The 16,917-nt window shown below is 58.9% G+C and carries 16 protein-coding genes and 2 pseudogenes; 6 read left to right on the top strand and 12 right to left on the bottom strand.

Annotated features, from left to right (window positions below; all coding sequences use genetic code 11):
* Positions 1-72 precede the first annotated feature (72 nt).
* The gene (locus QQL24_RS15820) at positions 73-309 is read left to right on the top strand and encodes a hypothetical protein (RefSeq protein WP_284313236.1); all 237 of its coding nucleotides are present in this window, start codon (positions 73-75) and stop codon (positions 307-309) included.
* Here QQL24_RS15820 and QQL24_RS15815 read toward each other — a convergent pair.
* Positions 306-827, bottom strand: a complete 522-nt coding sequence (locus tag QQL24_RS15815; protein ID WP_284313235.1) for a hypothetical protein — start codon at positions 825-827, stop codon at positions 306-308. The genes QQL24_RS15820 and QQL24_RS15815 overlap by 4 nt on opposite strands.
* A 739-nt stretch (positions 828-1,566) precedes the next feature.
* On the opposite strand from QQL24_RS15815, the gene QQL24_RS15810 reads away from it, so the two are divergent.
* Together QQL24_RS15810 and cyoE are read left to right on the top strand one after the other, a co-directional pair.
* Positions 1,567-1,950, top strand: coding sequence for a c-type cytochrome (locus tag QQL24_RS15810; protein ID WP_284313234.1), 384 nt, complete (start codon positions 1,567-1,569; stop codon positions 1,948-1,950).
* A gap of 150 nt (positions 1,951-2,100) precedes the next feature.
* Positions 2,101-3,036 carry a heme o synthase gene (gene cyoE / locus QQL24_RS15805; RefSeq protein WP_284313346.1) on the top strand — a complete coding sequence of 312 codons (936 nt, stop codon included), beginning with the start codon at positions 2,101-2,103 and terminating at the stop codon, positions 3,034-3,036.
* On the opposite strand, the gene QQL24_RS15800 is transcribed toward cyoE, so the two are convergent.
* On the bottom strand, positions 3,017-3,202 hold the full coding sequence (locus QQL24_RS15800) for a hypothetical protein (protein ID WP_284313233.1): 186 nt from the start codon (positions 3,200-3,202) through the stop codon (positions 3,017-3,019). The two genes, cyoE and QQL24_RS15800, sit on opposite strands and share 20 nt — an antisense overlap.
* A 363-nt stretch (positions 3,203-3,565) precedes the next feature.
* Here QQL24_RS15800 and QQL24_RS15795 point away from each other — a divergent pair.
* Positions 3,566-4,323 (top strand): annotated as a pseudogene (locus tag QQL24_RS15795) (DUF2189 domain-containing protein).
* Between the two features lie 140 nt (positions 4,324-4,463).
* Here QQL24_RS15795 and QQL24_RS15790 read toward each other — a convergent pair.
* From QQL24_RS15790 to QQL24_RS15770, 5 genes are read right to left on the bottom strand one after another with little or no spacing between them, the layout of a single operon-like run.
* Positions 4,464-4,865, bottom strand: a complete 402-nt coding sequence (locus tag QQL24_RS15790; RefSeq protein WP_284313232.1) for a cytochrome C oxidase subunit IV family protein — start codon at positions 4,863-4,865, stop codon at positions 4,464-4,466.
* Between the two features lie 9 nt (positions 4,866-4,874).
* On the bottom strand, positions 4,875-5,594 hold the full coding sequence (locus tag QQL24_RS15785) for a heme-copper oxidase subunit III family protein (protein ID WP_284313231.1): 720 nt from the start codon (positions 5,592-5,594) through the stop codon (positions 4,875-4,877).
* Positions 5,595-5,607: 13 nt separating this feature from the next.
* Positions 5,608-6,312, bottom strand: a complete 705-nt coding sequence (locus QQL24_RS15780; protein WP_284313230.1) for a cytochrome c oxidase subunit 3 — start codon at positions 6,310-6,312, stop codon at positions 5,608-5,610.
* Complete coding sequence (locus QQL24_RS15775) at positions 6,309-8,078, bottom strand: cbb3-type cytochrome c oxidase subunit I (RefSeq protein WP_284313228.1); 1,770 nt, start codon at positions 8,076-8,078, stop codon at positions 6,309-6,311. The genes QQL24_RS15780 and QQL24_RS15775 overlap by 4 nt, the downstream gene beginning before the upstream one ends.
* A 21-nt stretch (positions 8,079-8,099) precedes the next feature.
* Positions 8,100-8,984 (bottom strand): cytochrome c oxidase subunit II, encoded by an 885-nt coding sequence (locus QQL24_RS15770; RefSeq protein WP_284313226.1) that lies wholly within the window; start codon positions 8,982-8,984, stop codon positions 8,100-8,102.
* Between the two features lie 246 nt (positions 8,985-9,230).
* Here QQL24_RS15770 and QQL24_RS15765 point away from each other — a divergent pair, with 246 nt between their 5' ends.
* Positions 9,231-10,589, top strand: a complete 1,359-nt coding sequence (locus QQL24_RS15765) for a transposase (RefSeq protein WP_284313224.1) — start codon at positions 9,231-9,233, stop codon at positions 10,587-10,589.
* 364 nt (positions 10,590-10,953) lie between these two features.
* Here QQL24_RS15765 and QQL24_RS15760 read toward each other — a convergent pair whose 3' ends face one another.
* The 4 genes and pseudogenes from QQL24_RS15760 to QQL24_RS15750 form a co-directional block, all read right to left on the bottom strand.
* On the bottom strand, positions 10,954-11,814 hold the full coding sequence (locus QQL24_RS15760) for a DUF2189 domain-containing protein (protein WP_284313223.1): 861 nt from the start codon (positions 11,812-11,814) through the stop codon (positions 10,954-10,956).
* A 222-nt stretch (positions 11,815-12,036) separates the two neighbouring features.
* On the bottom strand, positions 12,037-12,732 hold the full coding sequence (locus tag QQL24_RS15755) for an IS6 family transposase (protein WP_284313345.1): 696 nt from the start codon (positions 12,730-12,732) through the stop codon (positions 12,037-12,039).
* A 54-nt stretch (positions 12,733-12,786) separates the two neighbouring features.
* A pseudogene (locus QQL24_RS36650) lies at positions 12,787-13,062 on the bottom strand (cation transporter); the annotation flags it as partial.
* Between the two features lie 62 nt (positions 13,063-13,124).
* Positions 13,125-13,505, bottom strand: coding sequence for a carboxymuconolactone decarboxylase family protein (locus QQL24_RS15750; protein ID WP_284313222.1), 381 nt, complete (start codon positions 13,503-13,505; stop codon positions 13,125-13,127).
* A 1,472-nt stretch (positions 13,506-14,977) separates the two neighbouring features.
* Between QQL24_RS15750 and QQL24_RS15745 the strand changes: the two genes are divergently transcribed.
* The gene (locus QQL24_RS15745) at positions 14,978-15,100 is read left to right on the top strand and encodes a hypothetical protein (protein ID WP_284313221.1); all 123 of its coding nucleotides are present in this window, start codon (positions 14,978-14,980) and stop codon (positions 15,098-15,100) included.
* Between the two features lie 399 nt (positions 15,101-15,499).
* Here QQL24_RS15745 and QQL24_RS15740 read toward each other — a convergent pair whose 3' ends face one another.
* A complete protein-coding gene (locus QQL24_RS15740; protein WP_284313220.1) occupies positions 15,500-16,456 on the bottom strand; it encodes a hypothetical protein in 957 nt (318 codons plus the stop codon).
* Positions 16,457-16,917 lie beyond the last annotated feature (461 nt).

The raw sequence follows: 16,917 nt of genomic DNA, 5'->3' as shown, positions 1-16,917 counted from the left end.
CACGCGGAGGTTACTGCACGCCGTCTTGTTGCAATCAGAGCTTGCTACTACTTTCGAGGCATGCCCGATTCTATGACTGAATTCGGCATTGATGTTGCGCGGGGTTACTGGCGCAAGATCATCGCATCGACGCCCATCTTCCTGTCAATAAATCACGAAGCAAATGCATATACTGTTTCTCAGATCGCCGCAGATGCCCCTGCCCCGTTGATGGAGAAGGAACGTTATCCATATGGTGTCAGGAAGGGATATGCCCAGGAAGTATTCCGATTTCCTCAAAATCGCGCTCCGACAGCCGGCAGCTCTTAGGAGAGTGTAAGCGCTGCCCCCTGCGTCCAAATCGCATCAGCCTGGGCACTCGTCATGCTGTTCGCGTGCAGGAAGGCTTCAACGAACGGGTGGTGTCGGTGAAACTCCTGCGTACCAGTCAGCAGCATGGTGGCGGGAAACTGCTGATCTGCTGGCATGGAGGCGATAAAGGCCGTGAACTTCGCCGGCATTGTGCCGGTCAGCGCCGCTTGGGCCTCCTGCTGCGTGATGATTCCGTTCAGAGCAGCCACCGCGAAAAACTGCCAGCGCGTCAGGATTTCGGGAGGGCCGGGCGTCAGGAACGTAATAACCGCAGGATCATCGGGCGCGAGCCACTCTTTGGCATAGCCAACCTGCAGGTTGGCATAGACGCCGGTTATTGCGCCGGCGCTGTTCCTCTGAACGTAGGGCATTAGTTCTTGCCCCTCGTATCGACCCAACCATAGGTCGGAAATGCCGACCGTCGTTGAGGTCGCGGCACTATTTCTGATGCGTATCTGGCTTGATGTATTGGTCATGATTGCAAGTCTTGCCGGAACACGGTTGGCGCCGCTTTGAGCTACCGTCGTATACCCTACTGAGAGCCATCGCGGACCGCCGGTTGTCGGAGGACATCTAGCTGTGAGAATCTGAACTGAGCGATATCAACGAGTTAAGCAAAAACAGGTAATTTGAGAAAATCCATTTAATCTGAGAAAGAGCTTGGCTAAGGACATCTTATCTGAGAATCAGGACACCTCACGAAATTGGCCGATCCGATGTTTCTGTGGAATGTCGGGCAGGATAATGTGTCCGCCGCTTTAAAGTGCTGGGCTGAAATGATGCCGCTTCATCAGCTCTCCGGAGCCTTAATCAAGGCCAAGAAGCCAGTTTAAGGCACAATATCGTCGGTAAGCTTTCTGAACTCCGTGCCGATAGAATTCTCAAATATACAGGATATCTGAGAAGACGCTCGCTTACAGATTCTCAGATTTGATGGATTTTTCGTGACATCACTTCGGGATTCTCGCGGCTAGATGTCCTCTGACACAGATTGCCGGCACCTGCAACGCGGATGTACCTCGAGCCGGCGCTAACCACCTAAACCTTTGTACGGTCGACCTCTTCTACCTGCCGGCCAGATTCCGTGGTATATAGGTGCCGCAATTCCGTATGGGGAGAAGCGGATAATCTGTTCTGCCGTGCAAGGCGCATTGCTGGTGGAACCGGCATGCGCAGATCGTCTCAGGCACATTTGACGATCAGGGAGGAAAAGTCATGCGCTTGGTCGCGTTTTTCGCCGTCGTGTCTGTTGTTGCAACCTTCGCCGCCAATCCATCGCAGGCTCAGGATACTGCGGCTGGCGAGAAGGTCTTCACCAAATGCAAGGTCTGCCACATCGCGGACGAAGACAAGAACAAGATCGGTCCATCGCTGCACGGCGTCATCGGCCGCACCGCCGGTACGCATCCGGATTTCAATTATTCCGATGCCATGATTGCGGCTGGCAAATCCGGCGTCAAATGGGACGAACCAACACTGACGACCTACCTTCACGATCCCAAGGCCATGGTCAAAGGGACCAAGATGACGTTTCCCGGCCTCAAGAACGATGCAGACGTGGCCAACGTCATCACCTATCTGAAAACGTTCTCCAAGTGACATGGCTCCTCCGCCATGCGTCTAACCTCTTGTTTTACCGTGATCTTATCCGAACCAAGGGCCGCGTGAGCAAAAACCGGGTTTCAGTTTTCGCTCGTGCGCCTTCAGTTCGGGATCATGGCCCAGGTTGCCAGCTTCCATCGGTCCGAGATGTCGACTAGGGGAAACCGCCTCAAGGATACCGGCATCCGCCTCTCGGAAGCGACGGCGGGTGATTTCTTCGCGCTTTTGAAGCCGCGGGTTATGGCGCTTGCCGTATTCACTGCTTTCGTCGGCCTGATGGTGGCACCTGGCGCGATGAATCCGGTCATCGCCGTGATTGCAATCGGTGCGATTGCGATCGGAGCGGGAGCGGCCGGGGCCCTCAACATGTGGTATGACGCGGACATCGACGCGCTGATGTCGCGCACGTCAAAGCGGCCGGTTCCGTCGGGCCGCATCACGCCGGGTGAAGCTCTCGGCTTCGGCCTGGTGCTTTCCGCGCTTTCGGTCATGACGCTCGGCGTGCTGGTGGGCTGGCTTGCCGCATCGCTGCTGGCCTTCACCATCTTCTTCTACGTCGTCATCTATACGATGTGGCTGAAGCGCTCGACGCCGCAGAACATCGTCATCGGCGGCGCGGCGGGTGCCCTTCCTCCTGTCATTGGCTGGGCTGCCGCCACTGGCGCCATCGGCATTGAAAGCGTCCTCCTGTTCCTGATCATCTTTCTGTGGACGCCGCCGCATTTCTGGGCGCTCGCGCTGTTCAAGGTCGGCGACTACGCAGCCGCCGGCATCCCGATGATGCCGAACGTGGCCGGTCCGGCCTCGACCAGAAGACAGATACTCGCCTATTCACTGCTCCTGGCGCCAATCGGCGTGCTGCCCTGGGCGTTCGGATTCACGAGCGGGTTCTATGGAATTGTTTCGGCTGCATTGGGCGCGGGTTTCATCTGGCACGCCCGGAAGGTCCTAGTCGTTCCAGACAAGGAGATGAAGCCTGCAAAGGCGCTGTTTGCCTTCTCGATTTTCTATCTTTTCGCGATCTTTGCCATACTGCTTGCCGACACCATCGCAATGCGAGCGTTCATGTCAACCGGAGGGTGACGGCATGACCGCTGTTGTCGGAATACTCGCCGGGTCGAGACGGCCGGTCTGTAATTGCTGCATTGAAGACGATGCAGACCAGGATCGGCTCGAACATCACGATGGCATTGCAGATCGGCAGGGCGACTATGCCAAGGCCGAGTATGAGAAGCGTCCTTCCGTCCATGACCTTCACCTTTGACCAGGCGCATGACCCCAAAAATCGGGATCGATTTTCGGACAGGATCGTGCGCCAATCAATGTGGTACAGCGTCCTTTGCGCGCCCAAAAGGGGCGTGCGGCGCTGTACGAGAATATCGAAAAAAAGACCACCAGAGCTAGCCAGACCGCCGGAGTTCTTCCGACAAAGGGCGACAAGTCTCTGGCAAGAGAGTATGTTGGTTGCGGTGCAGGTCGCGGTTTTGCATGGCCAGTCATGCAGAACCGCGGCACAGCGAACCCGCGACCTTACCGGACTTTGTCTGGAGGAACGGTCATGGCAAGCTTTCATGTGATAGCAGGCGCCAGCGAGACGCCGTAACATACCAATATTCGAAGAATCGGTGTTTCCGACCTTTTCGACGCGCTCAAGCGGGGCGTCGACGATTTGATGGTCAAACCGCCGCACATCGTCTTTCTCTGCCTGATCTATCCGCTCGTGGGCGTCGTGCTCGCCGCCTGGACTTCGGGCGGTAATGCGTTGCCGTTGTTGTTTCCACTGGTCCCTGGTTTTGCGCTGATTGGCCCATTCGCGGCGATAGGCCTCTACGAAATCAGCCGCAGACGGGAAGCCGGACTCGACACCTCCTGGAGGCACGCTTTCGACGTCAGGAATTCTCCGGCGCTGCCGGCCATCGCGGCGGTCGGGAACATGCTGTTTGCAATCTTCATCACCTGGCTTTTGACGGCGCAGCTATTTTACCAATATCTCTTCGGCCCAGCGCCACCGGAATCGACATCCGGCTTCATAAACGAAATATTCGCCACCGGACGCGGCTGGACGCTGATTATCCTGGGCCACGCCATCGGCTTCGTCTTCGCTGTGGTGGTGTTGTGCACGATGGTCGTCGCCTTCCACTTGTTGCTCGACCGCGACGTCGGCGCCTACGAAGCCAGCCACACTCGGTGCGTGCGGTGCTGGCGAACCCGATCACCATGGCTGTCTGGGGACTGATTGTCGCCGTCGCCCTGATCATCGGCTCGCTGCCGGTGTTCGCCGGGCTGGCCGTCATGTTGCCGATCCTCAGTCACGCCACCTCGCATGTCTACCGCAAGGTCGTGGAGCCGCCCGCCAGATCGGTGAGTTGAGGAGTTCTGCCCACCGCACCGGCGAGGGTGCCGTTGCCAGCTGCCGATGGTTTCGAGGCGCGACCGGCCAGGGCCGGACGGCAAGCAGCACCACCGGCTATTGACTTGAGATGCCGTTGACAAAGTCCGCGGATTGCGAGTCAGGGTCCGGCTCCGAAAAACGCCAGCCGGGTGAAAAGTGTGTAATCCGCTTCGAGGACCATCATTGTCACGAACACCAGCACCAGTATCGGCGGCAGGATGATCGCATAGGCCAGCGCCAGCCGTTCCCAGGCCATGTGCATGAAGACGGCGACGATCAGCCCTGCCTTTAGGATCATGAAGATCAGAATCAGCGACCATCTGAGATAGCCGTGAAGGCCGAAATAGTCGACCAGGTAGGAGCATGTGCTGAGGATGAACAGCCATGCCCAGACCACCAGATAGAGCTTGATCGGATGCTCCTGGTGCACGTCGGCATGGGTGGCGGCGGCCGGCGCTTCATGTGCATGACCAGCATGACGTGCGTGTTGTCCGCCGCCGTTTGCGGTTGCTTCAGCCATGTCTGCCTCTCACCAAAGATAGAAGAATGCGAAGATGAACACCCAGACCAGATCGACGAAGTGCCAGTACAGCCCCATGATCTCGACATTCTCGTAGCGGCCCGTGCGGCTGGTGAAGAAGCCGCGCCGTCCGGTGTCGAAATCTCCGCGCCAGACCTTGCGCGCCATGATGACCAGGAAGATCACCCCGATCGTCACATGGGTGCCGTGGAAACCGGTGATCATGAAGAACGACGAACCGAATTGTGCCGCGCCCCAAGGGTTGCCCCAGGGCCGCACCCCTTCAGTGATCAGCTTGGTCCATTCGAAGGCTTGCATGCCGACAAAGGTCGCGCCGAGTGCCGCGGTCAGAAGCATGAGGATTGCGGTCTTGCGACGGTCGCGGCGATAGCCGAAATTGACCGCCATGGCCATTGTTCCGCTGCTTGAGATCAGCACGAAGGTCATGATGGCAATAAGGATCAGCGGGATATCCGAGCCGCCGATACGGAGTGCAAAGACCTCGCTCGGATTGGGCCACGGCTCGCGTGTCGAAATGCGCGCGGTCATGTAGGAGAGCAGGAAGCAGCCGAAGATGAAGGTATCGCTGAGCAGGAAGATCCACATCATGGCCTTGCCCCAGGACACGTTCTTGAACGCGCGCTGATCCGAGGACCAGTCGGCGGCAATGCCATGCCAGCCTGCGGGCCGTGGCTCTGTCTGACCGATATGCGTGGGCGTCTCTGCCATCCGCTTGATCCCCTTAGGTCAGCAACTGTCGGCAAATGTCGATGTACGTCGCGGCCCAACCGGCCAGCAGGGCGAAGACGGCGAGCCAGACGAAGAGCAGGAAATGCCAGTACATGGCGCACAATTCGACGCCGAGGCGAAGCCGCTCCGGCCGTGCTCCCTTCCATGCGCCCATGGTGGTCCTGCCCAGACCCACCAGCCCACCCAGTATGTGCAGGCCATGCATGCCGGTTATCAGGTAAAAGAAACTGTTGGCCGGATTGGAAGTCAGAAAATAGCCGTCGGCGGCCAGCTCCCGCCATGCCATGAGCTGTCCGATCAGGAAGGCGAGCGCAGTGAGCCCGGCCGTGGCAAGGCCGAGCCTGACCGTGTCAATCTGGCCCCTGCGCGCCGCGACCGAAGCGCATTGCAGGGCTATGCTGCTCAGGACCAGCACGCCGGTGTTGAGCCAGAGCTGCCGCGGCAGCGGCAGCGGCTGCCAGTCCGACACCGCCATCCGCGTGAAATAGGCGCTGGTGAAGAGCGCGAACAGGCAGCCGACGACGGCGAGGAAGACACCGAGGCCGATCTTGGCGGCTGGCAGCGCTGACCGGTCGAGGGCGACAAAATCGCCGGCCAGACCTTGCTCGAGCCATGGCCTCGACATCAGCCCCTGATGTGAAAGCCACCATCCGGCAAAGCCGGCGATGACGAACAGGAAGACCAGGATGACGCTCATGCCGGCTCCCTCGAGGGGCCGAAGGAGCCCGGCATGTTCTGCGGGATGAAATCCTCCTTGGCGCCCGGAACGCTATAGTCATAGGCCCAGCGATAGACGATCGGCAGGTCCTTGCCGAAATTGCCGTGGGCCGGCGGTGTTTGTGGCGTCTGCCATTCGAGGGTCGTGGCCCGCCACGGATTGCCGCCGGCCTCGCGGCCATGGCGGATGCTCCAGATCAGATTGAACAGGAACACCATCTGGGCAAAGCCGACGATGAAGGCCATGATGCTGATGAACGAGTTCAGGTGGTGGGCCGACTCCGTCATGATAGTCATGTCGGTCAGTTCAGCGTAGCGCCGCGGCACGCCCATCAGGCCGAGGTAGTGCATGGGGAAGAAAATCAGGTAGGCGCCGAGGAACGTGACCCAGAAATGGAACCGGCCCAACGTCTCGTCGAGCATCCGGCCGGTGACCTTCGGGTACCAATGGTAGATCGCGCCAAAAACCACGAGGATGGGGGCGACACCCATGACCATATGGAAATGGGCGACGACGAACATCGTGGCGGCCAGCGGAACGTCGACGACGACATTGCCGAGAAACAACCCGGTCAGCCCGCCGTTTACAAAGGTGACGATGAAGGCCAGGGCAAAGAGCATGGGTATGGTGAGATGGATGTCGCCACGCCATAGGGTCAGCACCCAATTGTAGACCTTGATGGCGGTCGGAATGGCGATGATCAGCGTCGTGGTGGCGAAGAAGAAGCCAAAATAGGGGTTCATGCCGCTGACATACATGTGGTGCGCCCAGACCAGGAAGCTCAGCGCGCCAATGCCGACGATGGCCCAGACCATCATCCTGTAGCCGAAGATGTTCTTGCGTGCATGGGTGCTGATCAGGTCGGATACGATGCCGAACGCCGGCAGCGCCACGATGTAGACCTCGGGGTGGCCGAAGAACCAGAACAGGTGCTGGAACAGGATCGGGCTGCCGCCATTGTGCGGCAGCTGCTGGCCCATCTCGGAGATCGCCGGCATGAAGAAGCTGGTGCCGAGGACGCGGTCAAGCAGCATCATCACGCTGGCGACGAACAGCGCCGGAAAGGCGAGCAGCGCCATGACGGTCGCGGTGAAGATGCCCCAGACGGTCAGCGGCAGGCGCATCATTGTCATGCCGCGCGTGCGGCCTTGCAGCACCGTCACCACATAGTTCAGGCCGCCCATAGTGAAGCCGATGATGAACAGGATCAGCGAGGAGAGCATCAGGATGATGCCCCAGTCCTGGCCGCCTGGTGTGCCGCTCATGATGGCTTGCGGCGGGTAGAGCGTCCAGCCGGCCCCCGTCGGTCCGCCGGGCGCAAAGAAACTCGACACCAGAACCAGCACGGCCAGCAGGTAGACCCAGTAGCTCAGCATGTTGACATAGGGAAAGACCATGTCGCGCGCGCCGACCATCAATGGGATCAGATAGTTGCCAAAGCCGCCGAGGAAGAGGGCGGTGAGCAGGTAGATCACCATGATCATGCCGTGCATGGTGATGAACTGGTAGTAGGCTTCCGTAGTGATGAAGTTGAACGTACCGGGGAAGCCGAGCTGCAGCCGCATCAGCCAGGATAGCACCAGGGCGACCAGGCCGATTCCCGTTGCCGTCACCGAATACTGGATGGCGATGACCTTGGCGTCCTGCGAGAAGACGTATTTCGTCCACCAGCTGTGCGGATGGTAGAGTTCCATTTCCGCGACTTCGGCCGGCGGGATACCATCAACAGGCGTGATATCGACCATAGGAACACCTCCGTGTTCTTTTCAGCGAGACCCGACCGTTTCGAGCTTTGGCGCAATTTTCAAACCTGACGCCATCGTCTTGTCCGGCGTCTGGTCTGCCGAGCCTGTTTTCTGAGGTGCCGACAATTGCGCGAAAGTCTGCTGCTGGCCGAGCCAGGTCAGGTAATCTTGCTCCGTGTCGACCACGACCACGCCGTGCATCAATGGATGCCCCTGGCCGCAAAGTTGGGAACACAGGACCTGAAAAGTTCCGGTCCTGGTCGGGGTGAACCAGAAATAGCTGACCGAGCCCGGGACCATGTCCATCTTGGCGCGGAATTCCGGCACATAGAAATCATGCAGCACATCGATCGAGCGGAGCAGCATCTTGACCGGTTTGCCGACCGGCAGATGCAGATCGGCCGCTTCGACCACGATATCGTCCTGGCCATTGGGATCGCTGGCGATCACGCCCAGCGGATTTTCAGCGGTGACGTCGCGGGTGTCGGATCTACCGAGCTTGCCGTCTTTGCCGGGCAGGCGGAAACTCCACTGCCATTGTTGGCCGACAATTTCGACCTCGGCTGCGTCGCTTGGGACGTTGACGAACTGGCTCCAGACGAACAGGCCGGGAATCAGCAACGCCGTGACCCCGACCGCGGTGAAGATCGTCAGCCACGATTCGAGCCGCTTGTTCTCCGGTTCGTAGGCAGCTCGGTTCCCTTCCCGATGACGGAAGCGGAAGACACAATAGGCCATGAAAAGAACCACGGCGGCGAAGACGACGCCGGTAATCCAAAAGGTGATGATGATGGTGTTGTCGATATAGCCCCAGTTCGAGGCAATCGGCGTCCACCACCACGGGCTCAGGAAGTGGAACAACACCGAGCCCACAACGATCAAAACGAGCACAAGCGCTACGGCCATGTCCCGTTCCTCCCGGCATTCGAGCGCGCGCGAAGCGTCCGAGCGAATGCCAAGCACATCTTAGCTCTTTTTGCGGTTTTGCGGTCGAAATTCTAGAGCCGACTATCTTGACGGGAAGAATGCCGCCTTTTTGCCGCCGCGCCCCTTCGAGAAGGGCCGTTCCTAGCAGCCTGTCGAACTTAGCGGATGGCCGGATATCGGCTAAGATCAAGGCGTTGATTCTGCTTCATTTGTGCCGGCGGTGCGATGACCAACTTCCGCATGGTCGATCGTGAGACCGGCTTTCTTCTGCCGCCTTCGGTGGATGAGTGGCTGCCCGAGCGGCACTTGGCGCGGTTTGTCGTGGAAGTGATCGAGGGGCTGGACTTGCGGGCGATGAGCGGCAGCTATCGCGGCTCGGGTTCGGCGTCTTATCACCCGAAGGTGTTGCTGGACCTCCTGGTTTATGGCTACGCGACGGGTGTGTTTTTGAGCCGCAAGCTGGAGCGGGCGACGTATGTCTCGGTGGCCTTCCGGTTCATTGCGGCGAACGATCATTCCGATCACGATAAGCTGGCCGCGTTCCGGCGGCGCTTTCTCGATGAGATCAAGGGCCTGTTCGAACAGGTGCTGCTGCTGGCGCGCGAGATGGGCGTTCTGAAGCTGGGGACGGTGGCGCTCGACGGGACCAAGATCCAAGCCAATGCCAGCCGGCAAAGCGCGCTGTCCTATGAGCATGCCGGCAAGATCGAAGCGCAGTTGAAGGCGGAAGTGGTCGCCCTGATGGCGAAGGCCGAAGCTGCGGATCAGGCCGATCTTCCCGATGGCTTTTCGATCCCCGAAGAACTGGCGCGGCGGGAGGAGCGGTTGGGCAAGCTGGCCGAGGCGCAGGCGAAGATCGAGGCGCGTGCCAAGGAGCGCCATGCCCGTGAGCAGGCGGACTATGAGGCCAAGCTTGCGGCGCGACAGGCCAAGGAGAAGAAGACCGGCAAGAAGCCGGGCGGCAAGCCGCCGTCCCCGCCGGCCGCGGAGCCGTCGCCCACCGATCAGATCAATCTGACCGACGAGGCCTCGCGCATCATGCCGGTGGCCGGCGGCGGGTTCGAGCAATGCTACAATGCGCAGGCCGTGGTCGCCGCCGGCAGCCTGCTGGTGGTGGCGGCCGAAGTGGTGCAAGCGCCCAACGACAAGCAGCAGCTTGGACCGATGATCGTCCAGCTATCGGCGTTGCCGGCAGACCTGGGACGGCCCCAGACGCTGTTGGCCGACAGCGGGTATTTCAGCGGCACCAATGTCGATGCCTGCGGGACTGCCGGCCTCGAGCCGCTGATCGCCCAGGGGCGCCAGACCCATTACCCGCCGCTCAGCGAACGCTTGGCCGAAGTGCCGCCGCCTCCGGCCGAGCCGACCCCCGTCGAGGCCATGGCCCACCGCCTGCAGACATCCAAAGGCAAGAGGCTCCATGCCCTGCGCAAGCAGACAGTCGAGCCGATGTTCGGCATCATCAAGTCCGTGCTGGGCTTCCGGCAGTTCTCGATGCGCGGCCTCGACAAGGTTCGCGGCGAGTGGACCCTCGTGACCATGGCCTGCAGCCTCAAGCGCATGTTCGTCCTGCGGCCCGCCTGATCCGGCATCTCATTCGGGTATGGCCGATGAGCGGCTCCGACAGCCCCGAAAATCGCGCTTTACCCCCGCACGCGCCGATTCTCGGTCAATTTCTTCCCGCACCACGAGAGCGGGCTGGCCACCTCGTCATCGACAAGGTCAGTCCGAGAGGCTGCTAGGGACATATGCCGACAACTTGCTCCACAAGGCCTCAGCCGACCTCGATTGCCCATGCCACCCTGCCCGAAGTGGGGGAGGGATCGGGTCGCGCTTTACGCCAACGCCCTTCGCAATCTCGGCAACGAGCACGATATGTGATTGCGACGGCAAAGCGGGAGCGAGGCCGCGCTTAACATCCTCGAGCAAGTCGGGTCTCGGCCCTTTCTCACTCCACCGTGCGGCGGTAGAGATGCCAGGTCGCGTGACCGAGCACCGGCATCACCACGATCAGGCCGAGGAGCAGGGGCAGCGAGCCGAGCACCAGACCGCAGGCGACGATGAAGCCCCAGGCGAGCATCGGGCCGGGATTGGCCTTCACCGCGTCCACCGACGTGTGCACCGCGGTGCTGACCCTGACTTTCCTGTCGAGCAGCATTGGGAAGGAGACGACGCTGATCGCCAGCACCACCAGGGCGAACAGAAAGCCAATTCCGACGCCTAGGATGATCATCGCCCGGCCGGCGCCGGTGGTGAAGACGTCGGAGATGAAGGCTCCGACGGAGACGGGTATGCCGGGACCGAGGGTGAAGCGGTAGATCAGCGCCGCCACGCCGAGCCACAGCACGAAGATGACCGCCAGAATGGCGGTCAGGCCCAGAATGGCGCCGAAATTCGGCGAGCGGATCACATCGAGCGAATGGGCCCAAGTAACTTCAAGCCCTTTTTCGCGCCGGCGGCTCATCTCATAGAGCCCAATGGCGGCGACCGGGCCGAGTAGGGCGAAGCCCGAGACGAGGGGGAAAATCATCGGCAGCATGTCGTTGCCGAAGGCGAGCTGGCCGAGCACCAGGCCTGCCAGCGGGTAGATCAGGCCGATGAATATGACGTCTGTCCTATAGGCGCCGAAGTCCTCGAATCCTTTCGTAAGGGCCGCCCTGAGGTCGGAAAAACCGATTCGGCGGACGACCGGCGCGGTCTTCTCGAATTCCGCCGCAGGGCGATGCAGTGTGTGGCCGATCTCGCCAACGCCATGGACGGTGACCTTGACGAGATCAATGCCCCATTCGACAGGATTTCTGATCGTCATATCCCCACTCCCGAACTTGTTTCGAGAGGCCGCGGCCGTGAGGGGCGCTCAAAAGGTGCCAGCCACGGTTGGACGCGGCCCATTCAGGCTGCGACTGTACGCCACACCAGGATGAATGTCAGCCGGCGATAACGGGATGCCGCTGGCCGAATCTTCCCGGGATGATCGGCATTGTCACGTTGCTAACGAAAAATGCGCGAAGAGGCAGCGGCTCTTGTAATTTCAAGCAGCCATCTCCGCCTCGCGCCACGTTCTCATCGCCGCAGCGCGCAAGACGCGGTGCGTTGGGGCAGAGGTGAGGTGGCGCTGGACGTTAAAGGTGCTGAAGACGGCGGCGTGAGCGGAGAGAAATCTTTGTGCTGAGCCCGGGCTCTTGAAGCGCTGCATCTTGCGCTCCCTTCGGCGGGTTGGCTGATGCGAATTCTCGGCTCGGTTGTTCTGCCACCGACCGCTCGCATGGCGGTTGCTAATCCCGAGATCGTGGGCGGCGGCTCCATAGGAGCGCAAACCCTCGGTGATCAACCGATCGGGGACGAAGCCATATTTCTTCAGAAGCTTGCGCATCAGTTTAAGGGCGGCATGCTTGTTTCGTTTGAACTGCACCAATACGTCGAGCACCTCACCCTCGGCGTCGATAGCGCGCCACAGATAGACCGTACGGCCGGCAATCTTCAGATAGACCTCGTCTAAGTGCCAGGTGGTGCAAGGCTTGGGGCGGCGTTTGCGCAGATCCGCGGCGATCATCGGCCCGAAGTGGTTCACCCAGCGCCGGACCGTCTCATAAGAAACCGTTATTCCGCGCTCCGCCAACAAATCTTCGACGTCGCGAAAGCTCAAAGTGAATCGGAAATACAGCCAGATCGACTGCTGGATGATCTCGGGCGGGAAGCGATACCCCCTGTAGCTGATTTTATGCATCGTTTTGGCGACCGAGCCGTCATCGAGATCGCAAGTCCGAAGCTGGCGTGACAATGCCGTCCAGAGGGTTGCGAGGCCGGGCACGAGCAGTATGCCTGAGAGCACCATACCGATTCTTGCCCGATTGCGAGCCGTCCAACCCAAGGCGAAAATGATCAAGAGATTGATCGAGGCATCTTCGAGAAAGTCGATACTGTCTGCGAATAGCGACACCGAGCCGATGGCGAGCGCCACGCCCAATTCTATCCCAAAATAACCAAGATTGAGGAGTGCCACCAAACCGACGGTGCGAGGCAAGGCGCCGTTGTCCGGAGCTTCGTTAGTCACCATCCTATCTGAGCCTCACTTTGCCGTACGCAATCATTTAATGGCCGTAGAGGAGCCGCAAGTCGTCACTCCTTTGAACGCTTCAGGGCGTCGTGCGCTGCCAAGAATGCTTGACGACCTGCGGGTGTGCCGCAGTAGACGGTAATCTGAACCAACACCTCCTTGATTTCATCGACCGTTGCACCGCTGGCAAGCGCCGCATTTATGTAAATGCCAAGCTCTTGAAAACGGCCGAGCCCTCCGAGAATTCCAAGTGTCAGAAGACTGCGAGTTTTCTGGTCAAGGCCGGGACGACTCCACGCGTAACCCCAAGCCAATTCGGTAACGGCCCGTTGAAACGTCATCATGAACTCATCAGAACTGGCGAGATTTGCATCAACATACTTCTCGCCGAGCACCTGCTTCCGCTTCTTGAGACCCCTCTTAAACAAATCGCTATCCGCCATAGCCGATTCCTTCTCTGCCGAAGATTTTTGAAGTGACGGTCGAGCGTAGCGATTCTTGAAGGATAAGACCAAGAGGTCTGTCACCACTTTGGGTCATTCGCGACGCCGCGTAGGGGTGTCCGCACGCTCGTCAGGCTGCCTATCTGGCAAATAAGCTTTGCCCAACCCAGCTCGCCCCATGCGAGCGGGGTTTTTCGTTGCCGACAGTAGCTAGCTAAGGCTTTTCTGCAGCCTCCTGTTCTGCCTTCAACCACTCCTCCGCGCACCGGCGCGCCTTCTCGGTCGGCTCGATCCTGAAGCCGCCGAAGCGTTCCTGGAAGGCCTGCGCCGCCTCTTCCGTCTTGAAGCCGAAAATGCTGTGCTCGGTAACGCCTTAACCAATGCTGTGCTGCCTCTGCCATAAAATGGTTTGATCATCGTCGCCGCGGGCGTCAGTTTGAAGAAGTCGACTGGGGTTCCCTCATGAGAAATCTGGTGATCGCCGTCCTACTAGTTTGCCTTTGCTTCGTTTGCTATCAGCTCGCGATTGTCGAGGATGAGCGATATGCCCGCCAGATGGGGCTATGCGATCCATACACGGCTAGGATGTGCCCCGTTGCCCGCACCTCACTGCTCTGGGATCTTTATTGGGGCCTCCGACACAAAAAACCAATGGCCGGAGGGGAGGCATAGGAAGGGCGGAAGAGGTGGTGGTATCGACAGCGGCGGCTGAAGGAAAAACAACAATTAGGCCGTGGGTGGCCAGCCACACGGCCAGGGTTTTGGTAATCGGCAGGCGCCCATCCAGGCCTAAAGCTGGCCATTTTTGTTTGGTTGTGGGGTAAATTCGTCAACTTCTCACTTCACCCTGAAGTAAAGTGTGATGGGGGTCATACAAATTGCCCCTCATGACCTGCCAGAGATCATGCGCCCGAGATGGGCACCCCCGGCCTTCGCCCGATAGGCCGGGGGGTTTTTGTCTCATTGCAGTTGTCGCCCGCTATGGACGCACGCCAGTCCGGGGGTTAGGGCGTCTGTTGGGGAGAGGCACTAGCTCAAATAAACGCGTGGATCTTTATTCATCCACAAACACACGACCATGAATAATTCCGCCAAACAATGAGCACCGCTAGGAAGTCGGCTGAGATTTGAATGCGTCGTCTCAAGCTGCGCCGCCAGCTCGCGAAGCTTCAGTCCGCTTGAAGCAAGTTTGGAGTCAAAATCGGCAGCCAATGCTCCCCATCCTATTGACACGCGAGGTCGTAATCAAGTTTTTGAAACAAACTGGGTTAGATCAATACCCGTATATAATTGCGCCCCACTTGTGAGAGCGGGCATTCGCTGCCCACCTCGCAGACACCCACTCGGTTGGCGCGAGCATGAGCTGTTTGGCCTGCACCCGATGGACCCGTTGGCACGCTATGATGTGGTGGGTTTTCGTGCGGCTCAAAGCCTAGAAGGTCACGATTAATCGGTAGTCGATGGAGGTCACCATGAAGCTCATCACAGTGCTCGGCATCGCCATCGTCTTGCCTGGCTGTGCGAACTTTCAGAAGGCGACGCCGGACCATCTATCGCCACCACCAGGCATCGGGGCGCCAGCCGCAGCCCAATAGACGCATTCCAAACACGTCGAAAGCACCCCTCCAGCCCGAAGGCCCGATCGCTGATGCTACTCTGAGCGGATTCCTTCGACCGATCTGCCTATTCGTTCCTGAGAGAGCGCTCCCTTCACGCGGGAGGGACCGTAGGTTCATGGCGGTGTGGCCGATATCGAGGAAGGTGAGCAGCCCAGGCTACAATGTGCCGGATGTGGCGGATCCGATCGACGAGCCTGGAATACGGTCATCATCAGAGGATGGTTTTGCGGATGAGCCGGATCTAATTTGAACGAGGCGAAGGCCCTGCGGCGGCCGTTGCCGGATGTTGCGCTCGTGGTCTTGCCCTCCCCAGAGGCAATCGGCGCGGCGACGGCAGTATGACGACAAGACGCTGAGCGTAAACCGGGCCTGCTTTTACAGATGTGCCTTTTTCGCAATCTCTATTGCGGAGTCTTCCATCAATTTCTTTAGCTGCATTTCTGCTTGATTGTAGGCCATATCCGGGAATTCTGTGCCGTTAAGATGGTACCAGGGCCAATAAGGACCCAAAGTATCCCCACCTTCCCTAGGTATAATCTGATATCCGAATTGTACGATAGCGACGTCCACAATCTCGGCAGACCCATACGGCGGAGTTACATTTCGAGGTGACATGACCAGACAGTGCCTTCCGACCTTCTGGACTGTGAAGTTACGAGATACTTGCGTACCCGTTCTTACAGCATTCTTTGTTTCTTCCTTGGTGTATTTTTTATGCCCAGTTTTGACACCTGCCTTTAGGTCAATTGTAAGTACATCGAGCACGGGAATCTTTCCGCCCACGTCCGCTGAAATGTAGACGTCGACATAATTTTCCGTGCCTTGGGCTGTGCTCTCTTCCTTAAAGATTTGATATGTATAGGTGTGTAATACCCCGCTATCGACCCAAGTGGCGGTAAGGGGGATTACGACGGTACCGTTTTGCGGCTTCCACACTGGGAATTTGGGCAACTCAGGACTTGTATTGTCCCAATGTATCGCATTCAATGAGCTGGCTGAGCTAACTTCGAGAGGTAAATCGTCGTATTGACCTAATGTCAAAACGGTCCACTCCACTCGCTCAAGTAATTCATCGTCTCCGTCAAACTGCTCGATAAAAGCAGTTGTACCCCCGAAGGGCTGCCCAAGGCTGTACATGAACTCGTTGCGAACGGGATGCTGCAGCGGCTTGACGATAACCGATGACGCGTCCACGGCTATATTCCATAGCTTGCTCCCGAGTATGAACGTTTTGTCAGGCGGAGTTGCGCGCAGTTCGTGAACGAAGGCTTGGGCTTTACTCTTCGCGTTACCTACGGTCGAACGCGCGGTCATGTCAGATATGTCGACCATCGCTCTCTCCTGTAAAAGCTTTCATACAGGCCACATGCCGCCTTATTTGGTCGTGACCTTCTCGAGTTTGCGCCCATGTACTTCTAGCGCGGCTGGAACCGACCAAGACCAACTAGAAAGACGATGTTCGAGTGACCAACCATAGTCCTTATCTTGGCGCGGCTAATCCCCAGAAAAGAGGATGAGGATTAGCGGTGGCCGAAAATCTACGATTGAGTGGTTGCGGGCCTGAGCAAGGCTGCAAGCAGCGCCGAAGCGGTAAGGGCCAGGAGGCCGCAAACGATCAATGGGAGCTGAACGGCAGCTGAGGCCAGCGCACCCGCGACAATACCGGAGAGCGCTTCAGCTCCGACCTGTAACCCCTGATTGGTTCGCATGACTCGGCCTTGCTCGTCCGCCAACGATCGAGCGGAGTGAGCTGTGATTTTGGGTGTTGAGCTAGTATCGAGGAGCGCGATTCC

It is taken from the genome of Labrys miyagiensis (genome assembly GCF_030160835.1).
Lineage (GTDB): Bacteria > Pseudomonadota > Alphaproteobacteria > Rhizobiales > Labraceae > Labrys > Labrys miyagiensis.
This window is presented reverse-complemented; position numbering and strand designations above follow the sequence as displayed.